The sequence below is a fragment of the Pseudomonas sp. RA_15y_Pfl1_P11 genome, from assembly GCF_963970975.1.
GTDB classification, from domain to species: domain Bacteria; phylum Pseudomonadota; class Gammaproteobacteria; order Pseudomonadales; family Pseudomonadaceae; genus Aquipseudomonas; species Aquipseudomonas tritici.
Map to the genome: position 1 here is coordinate 240969 of NZ_CAXAOY010000006.1, position 17848 is coordinate 258816.

Sequence of the window (17848 nt, forward strand, 5' to 3'; positions counted from 1 at the left end):
ACTCTGGATAATCACCCATGGAAACGCTCAACGTTGTCATTGCCGATGACCATCCCATCGTTCTTGTGGGGGTGCGTGAGCTGGTTGAGCGTGACCGACGCTTTCGCGTGGTGGGCGAAGCCGTTTGCTCCAGCGAACTGATCAACCTACTCGAAACCCGCCAGGTGGATCTGGTCATCACCGATTTCAACATGCCCGGCGACTCGACCTACGGCGACGGCCTGAAACTGGTGGAGTACCTGACGCGGCACTACCCCGGCGTCCGCGTGCTGGTGCTGACGATGATTTCCAACCCGCTGATCCTGACGCGCCTGCAAGAACTCGGGGTGCTGGCGATCATTCAGAAAAACCAGCTGCACAACGAAATCGAAACAGCGCTAAAGTCTATTGCCCGGGGTAATCCGGTGCGCAGCAACGGCCCGCCGCCGACTTCGGTGCTCGTCGACAACGCTGATCTCGACGAACGCTTTACCCGACTGTCACCCAAGGAACATGAAATATTGCGTTTGTTCGTTTCGGGAATGGGCGTCAATGATATAGCCCGGAATTTGAACAGAAGCGCCAAGACCATCAGCACGCAAAAAATATCGGCCATGCGCAAACTTGAAGTCAGCAGCGATCAGGACTTGCTGGTTTATTGCATAGAACGCAACTTGTTCAACTAACTGGCAATCATTCGCCAGTTAAAGACGACTTCTAGGAATCGTCTGATGCTCCAGAAAAAGTTCGCGTTATATCGTGTTGTTGCTTGAATCCCAACCATTGGAAAACAACATGAAAAAGCTGACTCGCGCACTTCTCGCACTTTCGTTCATCGCCGCTTCCAGTCATTCACTGGCAGCCGATCCGGTTACACCCACCAAGGCTGGCAGCGGCACGATCAACTTCACCGGCAACATCAACAACGATGCCTGCTCGGTTGAAGGCATCGGCAAAAACAAAACCATTTCGGTCGACATGGGCGAAGTGTCGATCAAGGACATGGGCACCGCCACTGCGCCTAAAGGCAACGGCACCCTGAGCGTCGAGAACTTCGACATGAAGATCAACTGCAATGCCGGGACCAAGGTTGCAATGATCTTCGAACCGACCAAGGGCGCAGGTTCGGGCATCGTTGCTGGAACCAAAGTGCTGAAGCTGATCGACGGTCTTGGCGCTGCGAAGAACATCGGTATCGCCTTGCTCGACTCCAACGGCGCGTTGATCGACCTGAGCTCGCCGTCCACTGCGAAGATCGAAAATACTCTGCAAGACAGCAACACCACGCTGAAATTCTCGGCCGCCTACGTTACCACTGGCGACGTGAAAACCGCCGTTGCCGGTCGCGGTGACGCCACCCTGCCGTTCACGCTGCAATACGAATAACCCGCGCGAACACTCACACCTGGTGCAGGGCCGGCCGGCCCTGCACCCTCAATCAACAGCGCGGTAGCCCTTATGTTTTATCGTCACTCATTGTCCCTTTGCGCGGGCCTTTTGGGCCTGCTCGTGACCAATCAGGCCATGGCCGGCATTTCCTTGAGCAGTACCCGCCTGGTCTTCGACGGCCAGCACAAGGAATCCGGAATCACCGTGCGTAACAGCGGTGCAGATGTATTGATTCAGTCATGGATCGACACCGATTCCAGCGAAACCGCCGCCGTACCGTTTGCCGTCACCCCACCACTGGTGCGCGTCAGCGGCGACGAACAGCAGATCTTGCGTGTGATCTACGAAGGCGCTGGCATGCCGACCGACCGCGAGTCGGTGGTCTGGCTCAACGTGCAGGAAATCCCCCAATCTGCGAAATCCGCCAACACTTTTCAGCTGGCTGTGCGCCAGCGCATCAAGGTGTTCTTCCGCCCGCCGGCACTGAAAAACAACGCGTATCTGGCACCAAGTGAACTGACCTGGCGCCTGACCGAACGCGCCGGAAAGAGCCTATTGGTGGTGAACAATCCCGGCCAGTATCACGTGTCGATTGCCGATATCAATCTGCAATCCGGCGCAATCAACGAACAGCCCTTTGATTCAATGATGATCGCGCCCGGCGAACAGAAAGAGTTCAGCCTAAAACAACTTCATAACACCAATACAGCACGCCTGTTATTCAGCAGCATTAATGACTACGGCGCACAAGACCGTTATAGCGCACAACTTTCCAGCAGCGCCGATACTCGAGCCCGTTTGAATAAAGAAGCACCATAACTTTCGCGCCGCTGTCATGGCCACACTTTCACTGTATTTCTCTTCGCTCCGTTAGTTCGTACCGGAGGTGATATAGGGTTCCTGAATGTTTTTACTCAAATGCGACAGATGGGCGCCATTTTCAGTCGCACTGGTTATCAGTTGCACCTGCCTTGCCGATGACGAAGAACAATTCAATACATCGTTTCTGCAAGGTGCTTCCTCCTCTGTCGACCTGCAATCGCTGCTCGCCAGCAGTCGCGTGCTGCCCGGCATCTACCGGGTCGACCTCTACGGCAACAACACATTGGTTGGCCGACGCGGTATCGATTTCCGTCGCCATCCCGGTACGGGCAAGGTCGAGGCCTGTCTGACCCTGGAGATGGTGCAGCAACTGGGTGTCGACATCGGCAAACTGCAGGCCGCTGGCAAGCTGCTCGGCGATGACCCGAACGCCTGCGTCGATCTGCCCGCGTTGATCGATCACGCTACCGTCCGTTATGACGTGCCGCGTCTGCGGCTGATGGTCAGTGTCCCGCAAAGCGCCATGGAGCGTGGCCGACGGGGTTACGTCGACCCGGCGCTGTGGGACGAAGGCGTACCCGCTGCGTTCATCAATTATCAGTTGAGCAGCAGCCGCAACAGCACCCAGGCCGACAATACCGTGTCCAACAACCTCGGCTTGCGCAACGGGATCAACCTCGGTGGCTGGCGCCTGCGCAACGAATCGAACTTCAACAGCAGCACCGGCCGCCCCAGCACGTTCAAAAGCAACCGCAGTTACCTGCAACATGACGTAACCGCCGTGAAAGGCCAGTTCAGCGCCGGAGATATTTTCTCCGATGCCGACCTGTTCGACAGCGTGCACTACCGCGGCGTGAAACTGGCGTCCGACGACGGCATGCGTGCCGACAGCGAGCGCGGTTATGCGCCAGTGATTCGCGGCATTGCGCAGTCCAGCGCGACCGTGGAGATTCGCCAGAACAACTACATTCTCTACAACGCAAACGTGCCGCCGGGGCCGTTCGAGATCAGCGATATCTATCCCAGCGGCTCCAACGGCGACTTGGAAGTGACGATTATCGAAGCCGATGGTCGGCGCCGAGTGACGGTGCAAGCGTTTTCCAGCCTGCCGATCATGGTCCGCCAGGGCCAGTTGAAGTACAGCGTCTCGGCCGGCCAGTACAACAGCAACAGCGAAGATCAGAAGACCCCGCAGTTTGTCAGCAGCACACTGGCGTATGGCATCAGCAGCAACTTGTCCGGGATTGTCGGGGTGCAGGCCACTGACAACTTCAAGGCGCTGTCCGTCGGCGCTGGCCGCAATACCGCTATCGGTGCGATCTCACTGGACTTGACCCACTCCATGAGCAACACCTTCGGCGAAACGGTCACCGGCAACAGCTTGCGTGCCCTATATGCGAAGACGTTCACTGGGACCGACACCAACTTCACCCTCGCCGCCTACCGCTACTCGACCGAGGGCTATCGCACCCTCACCGAGCACGTCGAGGAGTTGAGCCGCGATGGCCAGCAACGTACCGGCAACTCGAAAACCCGTACCGACCTGACCGTCAATCAGAGCCTGGGGCGCAACCAGGAATATGGCAGCGTCTACGTGAACGCCAGCGACCAGCGTTACTGGGGGCGCGGAGGTTCACAAAGTCTGTCGGCCGGTTACAGCAACTATTGGGGGGATGTGAGTTACAACCTCGGCGCGACGTATACCAAGGATGTCGGCAATTACGGACCGGCGAACAACGACACACTGGTCAACCTGTCGGTGTCGTTCCCGCTGGGTTCCAAGCCCCGCGCTCCTCGGGCGTTTGTCTCGGCCAGCACGCAGAAATCCAGCGACACCACGCAAATGGGCATCAACGGCTATCTGTCGGAAGACAGCGACACCTATTACTCGGTACAAGCCGGCAACAGCAGCACCGGTGGCAGCTCCGGTTCGGTCAACCTCAGCACCCGCACCTCGATGATGGATATCAGTGCCGGTTACAGTCAGGGCCGCGGTTACCACTCGCAGAACCTGAACCTGGCAGGTTCGATCGTCGGCCATGCCGGCGGGATCAACCTCGGACAAACCGTGGGCGAGACGTTCGCACTGGCCCAGGTCGAAGGCGTGGAAGGAGTGAAAATCGGCAGTTTCACCGGGGCCAAGACCGGCAGTAACGGCTTCGCCGTGGTGCCCAATGCGCAGCCCTATCGCGTGAACTGGATCAATCTCGACACCCGCGATCTGGGCGGCGATGTCGAGATCGACAATGCGACCCGGCAAGTGGTGCCACGCCGCGGTGCCGTGGTGCTGGCGCGCTACACCAGCAAGACCGGACGCCGCGTGCAGTTCGCCTTGTTCGACGCGCAGAACCAGCCGATCCCATTTGGCGCCTCGCTAGAAGACAGCGCCGGCAAGCAACTGGCAATCTCTGATCCGGGCGGCAAGGCACTGGCGCTGGTGGAAGCCGACACCGGTACCCTGATCATCAGTTGGCAGGGCCATCGGTGCGAGGCGTCTTACTTATTGCCAGAGCGTAATAAGGCTTTGAATTATGAAAAGGTCTCACTTTCATGTACTAGGTAATCATTTTCCGGACGAGATCTTTGCCAGAGAGATCCTAGCCATCTTGGAGTACGCAAAGCTCGAAAAAAGCCGCGTTTCACAAGCTCTGACACAAACCATACTTACCTTTGCATACGTGGCCGAGCTTTATATGAATGAGGTGGTTCCCACGAAAGCCCATGCCACCCAGAAGGACAACGCGCGCGAACTGAAAAATCTTCTCCTATTCTTCAACGAGCCACCGGCCCCTCTAGAAGCAATCGAACCGAAACATGTCAGCCAGCAAAAGCGGCCACGGATAAAGAGGAGTCAACAGGGAACATCAGAGAAGCTCGAGACCAACTTGAGCACACCACCGTAGGGATGACAGAACGGTACATCCGTATGCGAGAGGGCATGAAGGTCACCCCTACGAGGTGACTAACGGTCACGAATGGCGGAAAAGATTTTTTGATTGCGGAAAAAAGAACTAAGGGCTTGCATGAGGTATGTCATGCAAGCCCTTGATATTCATGGTGCCCGAACCCGGAATCGAACCGGGACGCCCTTACGAGCGGGGGATTTTAAGTCCCATGCGTCTACCAGTTTCGCCATTCGGGCGGCAGCGCGTGTTGCAGGGTTGGGAATATATAGATCCAGTCGCGTCGACGCAAGGTCGCAAGGCAGCTTTCTTGCACCACGACACAGGCGAAAAAGCTCGTTAGATCAGTGATCTAGATGAGGATAACGAAGGAAAAACTGAGATTTTCGTGCCTCGATGCGTTGCCCACTCTGCTATCTTCACGCCCTCGCAACGAAATGCAAGCAACGCAGAATGGACTCACGCAGGGCTCGCAATCGCCACAGCCTTCTGGCCTCCCAGAGCAACAAGGATGTAATGGCTGATGAATAACGCCCCTGCCTGGGTGAAAATACTCTCCAGATGTGTGACACCCGATAAGACCGGAGAAGGCCTGGCTGATTTGCTCTTCTCTGGCGTATTGGCCGCAGTGGCTAGTGGATACTTGGCAGGTACATCCACACTTCGAATTCGAGGCCGCCGTCGAAGCCTTGCTCCACTGAGGTTTCATAGCGCTCAACGTACAAACAACAATCCCGACGCAAACGTCGGGATTGTTGTTCTGAGAGGCCGATCAGTTGTCGGGATGCTCGCTCGCTACCGAATCGGCAGCATCCACGTCAGACATATCTTCTTCAAGAGGTGCCTCGTCGTCCGGCGGCAGCGGGATGTTGTCCCCATCACGCTTCGGGTCGTACCCTGCTTCATTATCTGTGCCGCGGGTTACGTCCTGCTGTGAAATGTTCCCGGGGGCGTTTCTGTCGATTTCCATGCTGGCTCTCCGTTCTAGGCTCGGAACATCCGCGCGCCAACATAAGAGTGGGCCGGTCACGGCGAGTGCCAAGGCCTGGACGAACGGTGACGTCGGGTTCCTCGATAATGAATTGCTCCAGCTACCTACACGCACTGTTTTAGACCATCACTTGTGCGGCCAGGTGCTTCAGGCATTCCCACCTATGTCGTCACCCGACACGGACTCAAAGAGCATCCCCACGGCACCGACCGTCTCCAGCCGGTGCTTGACCTCTTCACTGACGACTATCGCGCCCGAATATTTTTTCACTCTGAAAATGTGCTGATCGCCGATTTTTCCAGGGTCAATCACAAGCCGGGTGAATGCTCGATACTCACCCGCCAGATCGGGTCTTACAGGGTCATTGGGTTCGAACTTCTTGAAGTTAGATCGTCGCCAAGCGTCCATTTTTCCGCCATCATCATGTCCTGCCTGAGCCAGTAAGACTTCACACGTATTCTCCAACAGCCCTTTTTATTAACCGAGCGCAGCTTAAAAGGATCACTTCGCTAAGACAGCGTGACTCAAAAATCTGTTCCGACGGACGCAGATATGCTCAGATGGCTCTACGCTCCCAACGCATCATCTTATGCGTCGACGTCCCCCACTCACCGTGTGGTGAGTCATTGGCGTTGAACACCAGCCGCTCCCTTATTTGGAGACTCACCATGAACCCACACGCCACCGCCCTTGTTTTGATCGAATTCCAGAACGATTTCACCACCCCTGGTGGCGTGTTCCATGACGCAGTCAAAGAGGTGATGCACCAGTCAGACATGCTGGCCAACACTGCAACCACCGTGCAGCAAGCGCGCAAGCTGGGCGTGAAGATCATCCACCTGCCGATCCAGTTCGCCGAGGGCTATCCGGAACTGACAACACGCGATTACGGGATTCTCAAGGGTGTTGCCGACGGCAGCGCCTTTCGCACCGGCAGTTGGGGTGCAGAGATCACCGACGCCGTGACGCGTGAGCCCGGCGATATTCTCGTGGAAGGCAAGCGCGGACTGGATGGCTTTGCCACCACTGGCCTGGACCTTGTGCTACGCAACAATGGCATCCAGAACCTGGTGGTGGCGGGGTTTCTAACCAATTGCTGTGTCGAAGGCACGGTTCGATCCGGTTATGAGAAGGGCTACAACGTAGTGACCTTGACCGACTGCACGGCGACGTTCACCGATGAGCAACAAAAGGCCGCTGAAAACTTCACGTTGCCGATGTTTTCGCAGGCATTGCGGCATACCGCATTTCTCGGGGCGTTGAGCGCCAAATAAGCAAAAAGGGGGCGACGGATTGATCAGTCGCCCCCTTTGCTTAACGCTCGGCATGCACCGCCATTCCAACTTACCCGTTTAACGTCAGCCCCCGATAAGCCGGCACTGGCAGCTTGTGCCTCTGCGGTTGTTGCCGGGCGAGTTGTGCCTGCAGGTGTGCGACGGCATCCAGCACGCGTTGCGCCCATTGCTCGTCTTCCGGGTCCACGACCACGACGCGGAAACCGTGATCGACACCTTCAAGCTGAACGCCCTCGGAATCATCGACATGCAAGTCGATGTCGAACGCCGACGGCAATTTTGACGGGGTATTCAACAGTCCGCGCTCGGTGAGAGCCTGGTTGTGCCGCACGCTGTTGACCACGCCGTCGATGTGGATGCCATACAGCAACAACCAGCGGCGTATGTAGGACGGGGTGCGCCCGGATGAGGTGTAGACCCAGACGCTGCAGCCTTGGCGACGCAGTTCCCGGGTCAGTGCGCGGGTTCCGCTGCGCAGCGGCTCGCCCAGCCATCGGTGCACACACGCCGGCAAACGGCTGTGTTCGGCCGCGCTGTGGTGAAGCTGGCAAGCCAGCGTGTCATCGATATCGAACGAGATACGGATGCGCTGGCGCTTGAACACATGCTTGATTGTATCGAGCACTGGATACGTTCCCATTAATGCCCCCCCTGATGGACGGGCGCTGGTGTGTCGCTCAGGAAAAACTCCATTGGATCAGGGGCCTTATCTTCCAGGAACGCGGCATACTTTTTCTTGATCTTGGGCAACTCATACAGCGCCATGACGCCATGCTTGGCGGAGTTGCGTATAACCGAGGACGGGTTGAAGTAGCCCTCGGCGTTGTCCAGTGTCAATACGAAGGGCGGCAACCCCTCGCGCATCAGCAGGTAGCTGACGATCAGCGACCCACTGCGGTGATTGCCTTCAATGAACAATTGCGGCTTGCTGAGGACTCGCACGTAGACACCCGCTGCGCGCTTCCACACCGATTCACTGTGGTGCTTGCAGTACCAGTTATACAAGTCCTTGATGCCGCCCTCGACATTGTTGAAAAAATGCACTTCGGTAGCCAGCAGGTGCTGTGCGTATTCCTGCCGGCGTAGCGGGTCTTTGCCACAAAGCACGGTGGCATTGATCTCCAGCATCAGGTTCAGTTGCTGAAGGTCGAACAGGTCGACACCCCGCGCCACATAGTCGTCAATCAGGGCATAGCCATCAAGCACATTCTGCAGCACTTCGTCTGTCAGCGGGTCGCGTGGCTCGGTAAAGTCCTGGCTGAGCTGGGCAAAACGGCTCTGTACCTTACGCAGTGCGCGTTCGATCGCGGGCAAATCAAGACGACGTGTTGCAGTCATTGGCAATCCTGAAAAACGGTGCATGGGTCAGCTGAACTTGCCGCTGATGTAATCCCCGGTCATTTGTTCACGCGGATTCTCGAAAATCTGCGCGGTGGGGCCCATTTCCACCAGATAGCCGGTGCGGGTGCCCTGGGAGATGTCCACCGAAAAAAACGCGGTGGTATCTGCCACACGAATCGCCTGCTGCATGTTGTGCGTCACCAGGGCGATGGTGTAATCCTTCTTCAACTCAACCATCAGCTCCTCGACCCGGCGAGTGGCAATCGGGTCAAGCGCCGAGCACGGCTCATCCAGCAACAATACTTCCGGCTCGGTGGCGATGGCGCGGGCGATACACAGGCGTTGCTGCTGGCCGCCGGAGAGCGACAGGCCGCTGACCTTGAGCTTGTCCTTGACCTCATCCCACAAGGCAGCGCCTTGCAGCGCGTGCTTGACGCGGTCGCCGATGTCGCCCTTGTAGCGGTTGAGGCGCAGGCCAAAGGCTACGTTGTCGAAAATGCTCATCGAGAACGGGTTCGGCTGTTGGAACACCATGCCGATGTAGCGGCGCACGACCACCGGGTCAACGCCCTTGCCATACACGTCCTGGCCCAGGAAATGCACGTGGCCTTCGAAGCGGAAGCCCTTAACCAGGTCGTTCATGCGGTTGAGGCTACGCAACACGGTTGATTTGCCACAGCCGGACGGGCCGATAAAGCCAGTGATCTTGTTTTTCTCGATCGGCACATGGCTATCACGCACCGCCATGAAGTTGCCGTAGAAAATCTTGTCCAGCTTGCAGTCCATGACCACAGGCGCCTGGGTGATAAACGGAGCGGCTATTTGCGCAGATGATACGTTCAAAATACAGGTGCTCCCGTTCTTAATACTTGGGCTTGCCGAAAATACGGCTCACGATATTCACGACCAGCACGATCATCACCAGCACCAACGAGGCCGCCCATGCGAGCTCAAGCTGGTTGTCGAAGGGCATGCCGGAGAAGTTGTAGATAAGCACGGCAAGGGAGGCCGTCGGGTTCATCACCGCCAGGCTGCCGTCGTGGTAGATCCAGTAGTTGCTGAACAGCGCAGTGAACAACAGCGGCGCGGTTTCGCCGGCGGCGCGGGCCACGGCGAGCATAACGCCGGTAAGGATCGCTGGCATGCCGGTGGGCAAGACGATTTTCCAGATCACCTGCGAACGGGTGCAGCCCATACCGTAGGCGGCATCCTTCATGATCTTGGGCACCATCCTCATCGACTCTTCAGCCGTCAGTACCACGATTGGCAGCATCAGCACGGCCAGCGCAACGCCACCCGCCGGTGCCGAGTAAGTCCCGGTGGTCATCACCACCAGCGCGTAGGCAAACACACCCGCCAGGATCGAAGGCAAGCCGGTGAGCATTTTTGCGGCAAAGCGTGAGGCGTTCGCCAGCTTGCTGTCCGGGCCCAGTTCCGCCAGGAAAATCGCCGCCATGATGCCGACTGGCACCGCGATCGCGGCAGCGATACCAACCATGACGAACGTACCTGCCATCGCGTTGCCGAAGCCACCGCCGGTCTCGAACCCAGTCGGTGGCAGCTCAGTGAACACTTCCAGGCTCAGGCGAGCGCCGCCGCGGGTGATCAGCATGTAGAGCACGGAAATCAGCGGCACACTCGCCAGCAATGCGCCGAACCACACCAAGGTGGTCAACACCAAGCTGCGCAACGCACGACCTTCGAACCGGCGCTGCAGGCTCGGCATGGCGGTGATAGGAGAAGAAAGGTCAGTCATTGCTTGGTACCCCGCTGGGCGTAGAGCATGATCATCGAGCCGATGATGTTCACCAGCAGCGTGATGAACATCAGCACCAGTGCGGCGTACATCAACACTTCGATCTCGTTCGGCCCGGCTTCGGGGAAGTTCAGCGCCAACAAGGCCGCCAGCGTATTGGCCGGTGCAAACAGAGAAAGGGAGATGTTGTTCGCGTTGCCGACCAGCATGGCCAGCGCCATGGTTTCACCCAATGCGCGGCCGAGGCCCAGTACCAGGGAACCAAAGATGCCGGTGGCGGCAGATGGCACCATCACCTTGAGAATCGCTTCCCAGTGGGTGGTGCCCATGCCGTAGGCAGCTTGCTTGGTTTTCATCGGCACAGCCGTGAGGGCGTCCTGGGAAACGGCGGCGATGGTCGGCAGAATCATGATGGCCAGTACCAGTGCTGCCGGTAACAGGCCCGGCCCGCTCAAGGAAGTGCCGAAAAAAGGAATCCAGCCGAGTTCGGTATTCAGCCACGCCGTCAGCGGGCGGATGGCCGGGATCACCACATAAATGCCCCAAAGGCCGTAAACGACGCTGGGGATCGCGGCGAGCAGTTCAACGATGGTGCGAAACACCGCCGCCAGCTTGGCCGGTAAAAAATCCTGGGTTAGGAAAATCGCCATGCTGACGCCGAAAAAACCTGCGATCAGCAACGCGATGAAGGCACTGTAAAGCGTGCCCCAAATAGCTGGCAGAATGCCGTATTTACCTTGATTTACGTCCCAGACACTGCCAAACAGCACATCAAAACCGTGCTTTTCCATGCCGGGAAGTGCCTTGCGCCCTACTTCGAACACCAGCGCAAAAACCAGCGCCAGCACCAGCACTACGCCTATGCGTGCAAGCGCACGGAAGGTGCGGTCAACCAGGAAGTCCTTCTTAGAAGGTGGCTGGCACGCAGAGTCCGGGTTAACCGGTACGACAAAAGGTGAGTTCATTGGCTAATTCCGGAACAAGAGGGGAACACGCCCGGCATGGCTGACAGCCCATGCCGGGGGTGGTCTGGCAAGCCTTACTGAATGTTGGCGGAAGCTTTGCGAACTTGATCGACAACCGATGGCGGCAGCGGGATGTAGCCCATCGAATCGGCAATTTTTTGGCCTTCGGTCAGGCTGTACTCGACCATTTCACGCATGGCCTTGGCTTTGGCCGGGCTCTCGTTTTTCTTGCGGAAGATCATCCAGGTGTAGGAAGTGATCGGGTAGGACTTGGCGCCATCCGGATCTGGCAGCCAGGCCACCAGGCTTTCCGGCATCTTCACCGCAGCCAGGGCTTCTGCACCGCTTTCGGCGTTAGGTACTACGTATTTACCGGCCTTGTTCTGCAACTGGGCGAAGTCAACCTTTGCCAGTTTGGCGAAGCCGTATTCGATGTAGCCGATTGCGCCTGGAGTCTGGCGAACGGTAGCGGTTACGCCATCGTTTTTCGGCGATTTGATGAATTTGTCGCTGGCTGGCCAGTTGACCGTGTTGCCTTCGCCCAAGTCCTTCTGGAACTCAGGGTTGATCGCAGACAAGTGCTTGGTGAACACAGCGGTGGTGCCGCTGGAGTCTGCACGCACAACGACGGTGATCGGCATGTCAGGCAGTTTCAGGCCTGGGTTGGCGGCGACGATCTTCGGATCGTTCCACTTGGTGATCTTGCCCAAGAAGATGTTGGAGTAAACATCGCGCGGCAACTTGAGTTCTTTAGGATTGCCCGGCAGGTTGAACGCCAACACGATCTCACCCGCGGTCATCGGCAGCAGCTGCACGCCTTCGGCCACCTTGGCAATGTCTTCGTCTTTCATTGCCGAGTCACTGGCGGCGAAATCGACGGTCTTGTTCAGGAAGTCCTGTACGCCCGCACCGCTGCCCTTGGACTGGTAGTCAACCGTGACACCTTCGGTCTTCTTGCTGAAGTCCTTGAACCAGGTGAGGTAGATAGGGGCCGGGAAACTTGCACCAGAACCTGTCAGGCGGACGCTTTCGGCGGCAAATACCGAGGTGGCGCTAAGAGAAACCGCGACGGCGAGTGCAGCAGACTTCATCAGACGTTTCATTCAGAAAATCCTTGTGATTACGGGCTCACGCACTCTGCAACATTCTTGTTACGGTTTTATGAATGCGGAATGGCAAAACGCCTTGTTGTCCCCCTCTCCCGCCGCAATAACGCATTTTGGTGTAATTGGCTCGTAACAAATTGCGTCTATGACTTTGCCATCTCCCACCACGCGAGTTCGGCCCATGTCCTCAGTAGAAGACGCCTTGATGCAGCGCATCCACCGTGAACTGCTTGATCACAGTGATGAAGAGCTGGAACTGGAATTAGCCGAAGATGGCCATGACCTGAATGCGCTGTTCGACGAGCACGTCGGTGAGAGCTGCGAAAAAGCAGCCCGCAGGATTTATTTCAGCGAACTGTTCCGCCTGCAGGGCGAACTGGTGAAATTGCAGAGCTGGGTGGTGAAAACCGGCCACAAGGTGGTGATTCTATTCGAAGGGCGTGATGCCGCCGGCAAAGGTGGCGTGATCAAACGCATCACCCAGCGCCTGAACCCCAGGGTTTGCCGGGTTGCCGCCTTGCCTGCGCCGAATGACCGCGAACAGACCCAGTGGTACTTCCAGCGTTATGTTTCACATTTGCCGGCGGCCGGCGAAATCGTGCTGTTCGACCGCAGCTGGTACAACCGCGCGGGTGTCGAGCAAGTCATGGGGTTTTGCAACGACGAACAATACGAAGAGTTCTTCCGCACCGTACCGGAGTTCGAGCGCATGCTCGCCCGCTCCGGTATCCAACTGATCAAGTACTGGTTTTCGATTTCTGACCAGGAACAGCACCTGCGCTTTCTCAGCCGCATTCATGACCCGCTCAAGCAGTGGAAACTCAGCCCCATGGACCTGGAGTCGCGTCGGCGCTGGGAAGCCTATACCAAAGCCAAGGAAGTCATGCTCGAACGCACCCACATCGCCGAAGCCCCGTGGTGGGTGGTGCAGGCCGATGACAAGAAGAAAGCGCGGCTCAACTGCATCCATCACTTGCTCGGGCAGATGCCGTATGAAGAAGTCGAGCTGCCGGTGATCGAACTGCCGCGGCGTGTGCGCCAGGAAGATTATTCGCGCAGCCCGACGCCACCGGAACTCATCGTGCCACAACGGTACTAGCTCAGTTGCTCACACAAGAACGGCACACTGGCAAGCCTGGACGTGGGGTGAAATGCCAGTACCCGCGTTGCAACCAACAGGTAAGCGACCTCCTCGGATGACATGAACGCCATGCCTCCGAGGATTTCGAACGCACGCGTGCTGATGCGATTGATCGCCTCCTGCACGGCAAACCGGGTGGCCTGCGCGCGCGCCAGGTCAGCGCGCAGAAAGCGGTTCTGATCGATCGACACCGCCAGGCCGCGCACAGCCATGGAGGCGCCCTGCAGATCAATCAGCAACATCGCGCGATCATCCTGCGAGCCTTTGTTGGATGACAATGCCCTGGATGCCAATGCAGACGCCATGCCCAGATACGACGCCGAGACAAGCAACTGGAACCAGATGGCAAACAGGTGTTCACCGGTACCCTGTTGAACATCGTCCAACTGATTATCGACGGCTTTGCTGAAGTACATCATCGACTCTGGCACCAGCAGATTATTGAAGATCACTTCATGGCTGTCGGCTGCCTGCAAGTGCTGTACCGACCAGAACTTTTTGCGTTGGATATTCGGGTCACCCGCCAGCCCCATACCGATGCCGATATGGGTTTTACCTTCAGGGTCGAGGTAGTTGACGCCAAACGTGATCGCGTCGAAGTGATGCGTCATCGTGCACGGCTTTTTGCTGCCGCTTACCACGTAGCCCGCCGCTGTCTTCTCAACGGATAACGTGGATTCCAGGATATTGGCGTGCGCCCGCCCCTCGGAAAATCCCGAGGCGACCAGCAGGCTGTCGCGTGCAATCACGCTTAACAGCCCTTGAATGTCGGGGAAAAACTGATTCGCCGCCATCATGCCGGCAACGGTATGGTGATGCATCGTCATCATCACCGCCAGGGAAGGACAATGCGCGCCGACCCACGTATGGACCTGTGCCAGGTTCGCCGCGCTGACACCCCCACCGCCCAATGCTCGGGCAATGGATAGCCCGGGAGCACCCAACGTACGAAACAGCGTCGCCAGTTGTTTGGACGCTCCCCGCTCAAGTTCAATTAGTGAGGCGGCTTCGAGAACAGGCACTAACTCGGGAATACAGATTAACGCGGCAGCTCTTTCTTCTTTCAATACCATATTCATTAAACCCTTAAACTATCAACCGAGCCTCAAAACGACTGTGGCGGCTTCAAGTAATGCCGTGCATAACGACTGTCCAACTTTGACAGCGGCAATAACATAAAGAAGTCCGCAACGTTAAATTCTTTATCCCACGCAGGCGCACCACATACCCAGCCACCGCTGCGTAAATAACCTTTGAGCAACGGTGGCATGCGCGGTATATGCCCAGGCTCGAACGCATCAATAGGAAAGGGTATGTAGGGGAGTACCCGATAGTCGGCAGGCGCCAGATTTTCCGGAGTGAAACTGCGGTACAACGCTGCCGCATTGTGGCCCCCACCGGACAGGCTCACGCTCGCGCACCCCATCAAATGGTCGCAGCCCGCACGCTCCATATAACGCGCCAAGCCTGACCACAGCATCATGATCACACTGCCACTGCGGTACTCGGGGTGAACACACGCATGCATGGCTTCAACGGTTCTGGGGCGTAAAGACTTTAATCCACTGAGATCGAATTCTCTCTCCGAGTAATAGTGCCCCATGCTTTGCGCCGCTGCCGGGCCCATCAGGCGATAGGCGCCCACCACAGCCGAAGTCCGGGTGTCGCGAACCAGCAGGTGGTCGCAATAGTCATCGAACTCATCGGCGTTTAACGCCTCGGGGCTTGCCAGTGTGGACAGTTTAAACGTGTCGGTGAACACACGATGACGCAGACGTTGCACTTCACGTACTTCATCTTGAGTCGTGGCGAGACTGACCACTAACTGTGCACGTTGCTCGGGTGCAACTGAATGTTCATCACGGGAGACCGGCTGAGATCGCATTCCTGTTCCTTTGAGTCACCGCGCTATTAACCAGCACGTAGTAAGCAAGACACTAACATGCAGTTTTATATAGGCACGGTAAGGAAACTCTGAAAGCGTTCGCGATCTGTTAACGCCCTTCCCTTATAGTTAACATCACTTGCTCGCACTGTTGTGGTGAGCGGGCTTGCCGGCGCTGGGCAAGCCCGCTGACTACACGATGCGGCCACGTTAGAGGGGTGAACTGCTGACCACCCGCAGCGCCAACCCCTCATATGCGTCCAGGGTGATGGTGAACTCCCCCTCCGCCGTCAGATCCCCCTCAACCCGCTCATTGATGATATCCACCACCATCCCGGCAGCAATATCAGGCAAATGCAGGGTTTCGGTGATCGGCGTGGCGCCGAAGTTCAGCGCGGTGATTTGCGTGCCTTTACCGGCCGGCAATTCGTGAACCATCACCAGCAGCCCGGGGTTTTCGACTTCCGGCACCTGGATCTGGCGACTGGCAGCGATATCGTAGGCGCGGCGTACCGCGAGGATTTTCTGCAGTTGTGAAGCGAAGGACTCGGGGTCCTGCAGCTGACTGTTCAAGCTGCCGTAAAGGCTTTTCGAACGCGGCATTTGGCCGGCAGACAGCTGCGCCTCGGGGTTCAAATCCACCAGGTCATACGCACCGCGATGAATCCAGCGCGTATCGCCATCGCGCATCAGATGCTCGACTTCTTCGGCCGCCAGCGGCAGCGCGCCGACCAGGTCCCAGCCGGACAAGGCAAACACCCCAGGCTGCATCGCGTTGTACATCACCAGCAGCAGATGGATCTGGCGGATCTGCTGGATGTCCGCCGGGGTAATCGCGTCGAGGTCACGAATCCCCAGCGCCGCCGTGATGATGCTGGCGGTGGTGCACGACACGCCATTGGTCACGAACTTGAGGTTGTACGGCGCATGCTCGCCGGCCAGGCGTTCGTACATCTGCTCGCGAATGTGCTCGCGCAGGATATTGCCGGGAAAGGTCTGGCCCTGGTAAAGGAAGGTGTCATGGGCATGCAAGGTCCAGAAATGCACCAGTTCCAGGGTCAGTTCATCGTGGTTCTGCAACGCGTGGATCAGCGAGCCGGGGTCGATGCCCTGGTGGTGCATCTCGCGCAGCATCAAGCGCAGAAACTCGGCGTCGCCCATCAACAGCGCATGCTGGTACGCCGGGCGGGTAATGAAGTCATAGGACAGGTCGGCACCGCCATGGGACATGGAGGCGATGTCATCCACAGTGAGGTTCAGCTCCTGGAAGCTGAAACCGCCTGCCTTGCGGATCGCGCCGCCCAACAACTGGTTGCCGGTGATCGACAGCGGATGGCTCTCGGACCACGCCGTGCCATCCAGCTTGCGCTCTACACCGAGGAAGCCGTTGGCGTCCAGGCGCAGGATCTTTGCGCCCATCACGTCAATGGCATGCAGCGCATCGCCGATGATCATCTGCTGCGCGGCAAAGGTCGGGTCCAGCCAATTCAGCGAAGGCTGGCCTTCCTTGAAGTAATGCAGGTACACCCAGCGACGCGGCTTGCCATCCACGCCCAGCACGACATTGGTTGCACTCCAGTCGGTTTCCTTGACGCCGGGTTCGAAGAAAATCACCCGCTGCAACTGGCCGACGATGTAGTGTTTGTCACGCAACGCATCGACCTGCACTGGGCTGAGGTTCTGCGCATCGCGCCCCTCGACCACGTCGGGCAGCAACGGCCAGTCTTCTTCGCGGATTTCCACCATGTGGAAAAGGCCGGGATAGTCCTCGTACGCCATCTCGGCCAAGCGAAAGTCCGCGCCCTTGCCGGTGTGGGACGGGATCACATCGTCGATGATCACCGCATTGTGCGCCGCCGCCATGCGCGTCAACGCCTGTAACTGCGCTTCGGTGCCCAATTCAGGGTCGATTTCAAAGCTGATACGGTCGAAATTGCCATCAATGGTCGGCGTGTGCTCGGTACCGCTCAGTCCGCCAGACTTCTTCAGCGGGCCGTTGTGTATACCTTGAATGCCGATCTTCGAAAGGGCGTGCCACAGCGCCTCATCCCCCAGCGCCTCCAGCACCGTGCCACCCTCGCGGGTCACAATCGAGGCCGGGTAGGCGGTGAACCACACCGACGACAAAGCCGTGGCATCACGGGGCCGGGTCTGTGCGTAAGGCTGCTGCCACAACCGCCCCTGCCCCGAATAGAGCTTGGCGCGCTGGCGTGCCGCGTGCAGCATCGATTGTTCCACCAGCCAGTTCACATGGTTGTTTTCAGCCGCCGTCATA

17 protein-coding genes and 1 tRNA gene are annotated in these 17848 nt (G+C 57.7%); 6 read left to right on the top strand and 12 right to left on the bottom strand.

All coding sequences use genetic code 11. The features are described from left to right. The first annotated feature begins 17 nt into the window (after positions 1-17). From AACY44_RS10250 to AACY44_RS10265, 4 genes are all read left to right on the top strand, one after another. Positions 18-665 (top strand): response regulator, encoded by a 648-nt coding sequence (locus AACY44_RS10250; protein WP_339456050.1) that lies wholly within the window; start codon positions 18-20, stop codon positions 663-665. A 109-nt stretch (positions 666-774) separates the two neighbouring features. Then, positions 775-1365: a fimbrial protein gene (locus AACY44_RS10255; RefSeq protein WP_339427538.1), complete on the top strand. Its 591-nt coding sequence runs from the start codon at positions 775-777 to the stop codon at positions 1363-1365. A 72-nt stretch (positions 1366-1437) separates the two neighbouring features. Next, entirely contained in the window at positions 1438-2187 is a 750-nt protein-coding gene (locus AACY44_RS10260) for a fimbrial biogenesis chaperone (protein ID WP_339427539.1), read from the top strand. A gap of 85 nt (positions 2188-2272) precedes the next feature. Next, positions 2273-4753, top strand: coding sequence for a fimbria/pilus outer membrane usher protein (locus AACY44_RS10265; protein WP_339530193.1), 2481 nt, complete (start codon positions 2273-2275; stop codon positions 4751-4753). A 492-nt stretch (positions 4754-5245) separates the two neighbouring features. Here the strand turns inward: AACY44_RS10265 and AACY44_RS10270 are convergent. From AACY44_RS10270 to AACY44_RS10280, 3 genes are all read right to left on the bottom strand, one after another. Then, positions 5246-5332, bottom strand: a tRNA-Leu gene (locus AACY44_RS10270). 533 nt (positions 5333-5865) lie between these two features. Then, positions 5866-6063 (bottom strand): hypothetical protein, encoded by a 198-nt coding sequence (locus AACY44_RS10275; protein WP_339416196.1) that lies wholly within the window; start codon positions 6061-6063, stop codon positions 5866-5868. A 168-nt stretch (positions 6064-6231) separates the two neighbouring features. Beyond that, complete coding sequence (locus AACY44_RS10280; RefSeq protein ID WP_339427541.1) at positions 6232-6492, bottom strand: imm11 family protein; 261 nt, start codon at positions 6490-6492, stop codon at positions 6232-6234. A 260-nt stretch (positions 6493-6752) separates the two neighbouring features. On the opposite strand from AACY44_RS10280, the gene AACY44_RS10285 reads away from it, so the two are divergent. Further along, positions 6753-7358, top strand: a complete 606-nt coding sequence (locus AACY44_RS10285) for a cysteine hydrolase (RefSeq protein WP_339436386.1) — start codon at positions 6753-6755, stop codon at positions 7356-7358. A gap of 70 nt (positions 7359-7428) precedes the next feature. On the opposite strand, the gene AACY44_RS10290 is transcribed toward AACY44_RS10285, so the two are convergent. The 6 genes from AACY44_RS10290 to pstS all read right to left on the bottom strand — a co-directional run bounded on the left by AACY44_RS10290 (position 7429) and on the right by pstS (position 12544). Further along, positions 7429-8019 (bottom strand): hypothetical protein, encoded by a 591-nt coding sequence (locus AACY44_RS10290; RefSeq protein ID WP_339530195.1) that lies wholly within the window; start codon positions 8017-8019, stop codon positions 7429-7431. Further along, positions 8019-8717, bottom strand: coding sequence for a hypothetical protein (locus AACY44_RS10295; protein WP_339416190.1), 699 nt, complete (start codon positions 8715-8717; stop codon positions 8019-8021). The genes AACY44_RS10290 and AACY44_RS10295 overlap by 1 nt, the downstream gene beginning before the upstream one ends. A 27-nt stretch (positions 8718-8744) precedes the next feature. After that, positions 8745-9506, bottom strand: coding sequence for a phosphate ABC transporter ATP-binding protein PstB (pstB, locus tag AACY44_RS10300; RefSeq protein WP_339416337.1), 762 nt, complete (start codon positions 9504-9506; stop codon positions 8745-8747). 76 nt (positions 9507-9582) lie between these two features. Continuing rightward, positions 9583-10476, bottom strand: a complete 894-nt coding sequence (gene pstA, locus AACY44_RS10305) for a phosphate ABC transporter permease PstA (protein WP_339416188.1) — start codon at positions 10474-10476, stop codon at positions 9583-9585. Further along, a complete protein-coding gene (pstC, locus tag AACY44_RS10310) occupies positions 10473-11441 on the bottom strand; it encodes a phosphate ABC transporter permease subunit PstC (RefSeq protein WP_339427542.1) in 969 nt (322 codons plus the stop codon). The genes pstA and pstC overlap by 4 nt, the downstream gene beginning before the upstream one ends. A 74-nt stretch (positions 11442-11515) precedes the next feature. Next, a complete protein-coding gene (gene pstS, locus AACY44_RS10315; RefSeq protein WP_339416185.1) occupies positions 11516-12544 on the bottom strand; it encodes a phosphate ABC transporter substrate-binding protein PstS in 1029 nt (342 codons plus the stop codon). A 184-nt stretch (positions 12545-12728) separates the two neighbouring features. Here pstS and ppk2 point away from each other — a divergent pair, with 184 nt between their 5' ends. Next, a complete protein-coding gene (gene ppk2 / locus AACY44_RS10320) occupies positions 12729-13646 on the top strand; it encodes a polyphosphate kinase 2 (protein ID WP_339416184.1) in 918 nt (305 codons plus the stop codon). Here ppk2 and AACY44_RS10325 read toward each other — a convergent pair. From AACY44_RS10325 to treS, 3 genes are all read right to left on the bottom strand, one after another. Continuing rightward, entirely contained in the window at positions 13643-14761 is a 1119-nt protein-coding gene (locus tag AACY44_RS10325) for an acyl-CoA dehydrogenase family protein (protein ID WP_339416183.1), read from the bottom strand. The genes ppk2 and AACY44_RS10325 overlap by 4 nt on opposite strands. 32 nt (positions 14762-14793) lie before the next feature. Beyond that, entirely contained in the window at positions 14794-15573 is a 780-nt protein-coding gene (locus tag AACY44_RS10330; protein ID WP_339416181.1) for a GNAT family N-acetyltransferase, read from the bottom strand. Positions 15574-15783: 210 nt separating this feature from the next. After that, positions 15784-17847 carry a maltose alpha-D-glucosyltransferase gene (treS, locus tag AACY44_RS10335; RefSeq protein WP_339416180.1) on the bottom strand — a complete coding sequence of 688 codons (2064 nt, stop codon included), beginning with the start codon at positions 17845-17847 and terminating at the stop codon, positions 15784-15786. Between the last annotated feature and the right edge of the window lies 1 nt (position 17848).

What these genes read in the sequence shown, in the direction of transcription:
- AACY44_RS10250 (WP_339456050.1), top strand. Translation starts at nt 18, where the DNA reads ATGGAAACGCTCAACGTTGTCATTGCCGATGACCATCCCATCGTTCTT.
- AACY44_RS10255 (WP_339427538.1), top strand. Translation starts at nt 775, where the DNA reads ATGAAAAAGCTGACTCGCGCACTTCTCGCACTTTCGTTCATCGCCGCT.
- AACY44_RS10260 (WP_339427539.1), top strand. Translation starts at nt 1,438, where the DNA reads ATGTTTTATCGTCACTCATTGTCCCTTTGCGCGGGCCTTTTGGGCCTG.
- AACY44_RS10265 (WP_339530193.1), top strand. Translation starts at nt 2,273, where the DNA reads ATGTTTTTACTCAAATGCGACAGATGGGCGCCATTTTCAGTCGCACTG.
- AACY44_RS10275 (WP_339416196.1), bottom strand. Translation starts at nt 6,063, where the DNA reads ATGGAAATCGACAGAAACGCCCCCGGGAACATTTCACAGCAGGACGTA.
- AACY44_RS10280 (WP_339427541.1), bottom strand. Translation starts at nt 6,492, where the DNA reads ATGGACGCTTGGCGACGATCTAACTTCAAGAAGTTCGAACCCAATGAC.
- AACY44_RS10285 (WP_339436386.1), top strand. Translation starts at nt 6,753, where the DNA reads ATGAACCCACACGCCACCGCCCTTGTTTTGATCGAATTCCAGAACGAT.
- AACY44_RS10290 (WP_339530195.1), bottom strand. Translation starts at nt 8,019, where the DNA reads ATGGGAACGTATCCAGTGCTCGATACAATCAAGCATGTGTTCAAGCGC.
- AACY44_RS10295 (WP_339416190.1), bottom strand. Translation starts at nt 8,717, where the DNA reads ATGACTGCAACACGTCGTCTTGATTTGCCCGCGATCGAACGCGCACTG.
- pstB (WP_339416337.1), bottom strand. Translation starts at nt 9,506, where the DNA reads ATGGACTGCAAGCTGGACAAGATTTTCTACGGCAACTTCATGGCGGTG.
- pstA (WP_339416188.1), bottom strand. Translation starts at nt 10,476, where the DNA reads ATGACTGACCTTTCTTCTCCTATCACCGCCATGCCGAGCCTGCAGCGC.
- pstC (WP_339427542.1), bottom strand. Translation starts at nt 11,441, where the DNA reads ATGAACTCACCTTTTGTCGTACCGGTTAACCCGGACTCTGCGTGCCAG.
- pstS (WP_339416185.1), bottom strand. Translation starts at nt 12,544, where the DNA reads ATGAAACGTCTGATGAAGTCTGCTGCACTCGCCGTCGCGGTTTCTCTT.
- ppk2 (WP_339416184.1), top strand. Translation starts at nt 12,729, where the DNA reads ATGTCCTCAGTAGAAGACGCCTTGATGCAGCGCATCCACCGTGAACTG.
- AACY44_RS10325 (WP_339416183.1), bottom strand. Translation starts at nt 14,761, where the DNA reads ATGGTATTGAAAGAAGAAAGAGCTGCCGCGTTAATCTGTATTCCCGAG.
- AACY44_RS10330 (WP_339416181.1), bottom strand. Translation starts at nt 15,573, where the DNA reads ATGCGATCTCAGCCGGTCTCCCGTGATGAACATTCAGTTGCACCCGAG.
- treS (WP_339416180.1), bottom strand. Translation starts at nt 17,847, where the DNA reads ATGACGGCGGCTGAAAACAACCATGTGAACTGGCTGGTGGAACAATCG.